Genomic DNA, 3,332 nt, shown 5'->3' with positions numbered 1-3,332 from the left:
AACGTTATTTTTGCAAAACATAGTAATCCTCCTCTACGTACTGATTTTGATATTATTATATCATAATTACTACGTTTGGAAGTAATTACAAGCTTTTTGTGGGATAATCAAACTATTGATAAAGAAGCTCAAAACATAATAGCTGAATTTATTACAAAAGGAGAAAATATAAAAGCTAACATTGTGGATATATTTAATAATGAAAAAGCAGTTCTTCCAATAGCATTTTCTGAACAGGATGTTGTAATGGAGGCACCTACTCTTTTTGATGATATATTTCATATAATGTTTCTTCGTCAAATGATGAAATTAAATATGGGGTATTGTTCTGTATATTCAGCTATGTCATATAAGAAAGAAGTTCAAGATATATTTAAGATTAACAACGAGGTTGCTAATGAATACTATGCTATAACAACAAAATATCTATTAGGAAAAGGGGTTCTTGCAAAGCCTCCATATGTGACTATGCCAAATAAAGTAGAATTTATAGAAAATAAAAGTTACATGAGTGGTCATAATCCTTTTTCTGATAAACGCTCATTAAATACACTTGAAGTTGGGTTTCTTAATGAAGGTATTGAAGATAATATCTTTGGTATGCAGTTGATGACAGGATTTGCACAAGTTGCAACAGACAATGAAGTTAAAAAATACTTCATTGAAGGCAAAGAATTAGCAAAAGAGATAATTTCTAAATTAAGTGATATATTATTACAAAGTGATGTTCAGCCTCCAAGTACATGGGCAGGCAGAGCCACAGATTCAACAATAACACCATTCTCAGATAAACTTATGATGTTTATTACAAGTTTATTGAACAACACAGCAGTAGGTTACAATGCTTTAGGTACATCATTTAGTTTGAGAAGTGATTTGCATACTAAGCTGGCACTTATTTCAAAGGATGCATTTGATTTTGCAAAAAAAGGTAGCAAGCTAATGATTGAACACAAATGGATGGAAGAACCTCCTCAAATGGAAGACCGAAATCAGCTTACAAAATAAAAGACAAATGTTATGAAAACATAATTCTATGATATTTGTGTTTTATATCATTGATTAACATAGTATTAAGATAAACCTAATTATATATTGTTCTCAGTACTATGTATTGCACTTATAAGTCCTCATATCTTATTTTTCTTAATGAGAATACCATATAATAGCATAAAATAAGTTCATCTAAGCAATATTATATATAACATTATATATAACATTATAAAAGAATGGAGGTTTTATTTATGGGTGATACAACTAAAATACTACTGATTTCATCTGAAATAGCAGGTCTATGGAATGCTTATATGAGTGAAAGCTTAACAGTAAGAGTTCTTAGCTATTTTCTAAATAGAATAGAAGACACTGAAACACAGGATCTATTACAGAAAACATTTGATTTGTCCAATCAACATATTACAGAAATTACTGGTTTGTTTAATCAGGCAGGGTTGCCTATACCTGATGGATTTACAGATAATGATGTTAATGTTAATGCTCCACGTTTATTTTCAGACTCTTTCTATTTGGCATATTTGTCATTCATGTCAAGAATTGCAATGCACAATTACACATTAATTTTAAATGAAATGGCACGGTCTGATATGAGGGATTACTTTTCAAAGCGCATATATGATTCTATAGACCTTTATAACAGATCAGCAGAGTTACGATTATCAAAGGGTATATTTATAAGAGCACCATTTGTAGAGGTATCTAAAAAAGTTGAATATATTAAAAGTCAGAATTTTATGATAGGTTTATTGGGTGAAAAACGACCAATGCTCTTAAATGAAGTTACTCAATTGTTTGGACTTACTTTTTCAAATGTAGTGGGTAGAGCACTAGCAACTGGTTTCGGACAGGTTTCTAAAAACGAAAAAATATCTGATTATTATTTTGAAGCCATGAATATGTCATCCAACATAATTTCGGAACTCACAGAAAAGTTCTCAACTGACGATATACCAGTTCCTTCTGCTTCAGATTCTTTTGTAACTGATTCTACAACATCACCTTTTTCAGAAAAATTAATGCTAACTCATATGCTAGTATTATCTGCTTCAGCAACAGGTAGCTTGGGTATGGCTATGTCGGAAAGTTTAAGAGCTGATTTATATACACTATACTTTAAATATACGGCTCAAATCCTGAAATTTTCTCAAAAGGGTGCTAAAATTATGATTGATAATACTTGGCTTGAACAACCACCCGCTGTATTAAGACATAAAGATTTAGTAGGAAAACAAAAATAATTTGTTTCAGTAACAACCTATCAAAGGCACACAATATAATTAAAATTATATTGTGTGCCTTTAATTGACACATTTTATAAAATTGCTAAAGCATTACAAAAGTATTATCGAAAGATTTAGAGTAAGTAAACATAGAAAAGCTGTACTCTTTAGAAAGAATACAGCTTTTAGTTGTTAAACATAATAGGTTAAATTAATTATATAATTAAAAACAAATATTGTAAATAAAAAGTAAGCTATTAATTTTATTAAAATATTGATAAGAGGGAAAGTGAAATTAATGTGCAAATGCGTTATAAATTTAGTTATCCAGCATATATATTAAATATTATGTATACTTGAGATTATTTTTACAGATAGTTTTTCGTAGTTCAATAGTTTTATGCCTATATCTTTTTAGTTTTAACTGTGATAGATATAAGTTTCTCAAAAGGTTAGGGAATTCCTGTAAATATATGATGGCCAAACTTTATAGTCAATTGAATACGCGGTTATTCAATTAATAATAATGTATTAACTTAGGGAGATGATTAACCTGGAAAATATGATTATACCAAATTTGTGGAATATGCATTTAGCTCATAAAGAAAAATCTTTAACAAATAAAAATTTTTTAAACGATGATGAATTATTAAAAATTGAAGCTAAAAAAATCAAAGAAAACCGTGTAAAGCTGGAGCTTCATGGTATTGTTGGTGATCTCCAGTTTGTTCTTATAAATACTGAACTCCACACACAAGAGGACACTTTAAAGGATTTTTTAAAATATACAGGGCATGATTTATACGCTGCGATGGAAAATGAGTGTGAAAAAATATTCATATTAAAGAACACCACCACAAGCTCCGCGGACTTTTTAATAAAAGCTAGGAAAAAAGGTAAAAATCCTTATCTAGACTTTAATACTCATCCTAAAACAAAGCATTTACCAAATACGAGGATAGAGGCTTTTGTATTTAAATGTAGGTAAGCGTCAAATAGCCCACACCTTAACGTAAGGTATGAGCTATGATATTATTTCTTTAGCGGCTTTCTGCAGCTATTCGGTAAATCCTTGGACCATGGAAGAAGCACATC

3 protein-coding genes are annotated in these 3,332 nt (G+C 29.8%); all 3 read left to right on the top strand.

Features of this window, described 5'->3' with window-relative positions:
* Nucleotides 1-75: 75 nt before the first annotated feature.
* The 3 genes from KPL38_RS18695 (at nt 76) to KPL38_RS18685 (ending at nt 3,225) form a co-directional block, all read left to right on the top strand.
* The gene (locus KPL38_RS18695; RefSeq protein ID WP_216290644.1) at nt 76-1,008 is read left to right on the top strand and encodes a DUF3231 family protein; all 933 of its coding nucleotides are present in this window, start codon (nt 76-78) and stop codon (nt 1,006-1,008) included.
* Between the two features lie 236 nt (nt 1,009-1,244).
* A complete protein-coding gene (locus tag KPL38_RS18690; protein WP_216290643.1) occupies nt 1,245-2,255 on the top strand; it encodes a DUF3231 family protein in 1,011 nt (336 codons plus the stop codon).
* A gap of 544 nt (nt 2,256-2,799) precedes the next feature.
* Nucleotides 2,800-3,225 (top strand): hypothetical protein, encoded by a 426-nt coding sequence (locus KPL38_RS18685; RefSeq protein WP_216290642.1) that lies wholly within the window; start codon nt 2,800-2,802, stop codon nt 3,223-3,225.
* Nucleotides 3,226-3,332 lie beyond the last annotated feature (107 nt).

Source organism: Clostridium psychrophilum, from assembly GCF_018861705.1.
Classification (GTDB): Bacteria; Bacillota; Clostridia; order Clostridiales; family Clostridiaceae; genus Clostridium_AD; species Clostridium_AD psychrophilum.
The sequence above is the reverse complement of the archived record's forward strand: the minus strand, read 5'-3'. Positions and strand labels throughout refer to the sequence as shown.

Coding starts and splice junctions, on each gene's coding strand:
- KPL38_RS18690 (WP_216290643.1), top strand. CDS start 1,245: ATGGGTGATACAACTAAAATACTACTGATTTCATCTGAAATAGCAGGT.
- KPL38_RS18685 (WP_216290642.1), top strand. CDS start 2,800: ATGATTATACCAAATTTGTGGAATATGCATTTAGCTCATAAAGAAAAA.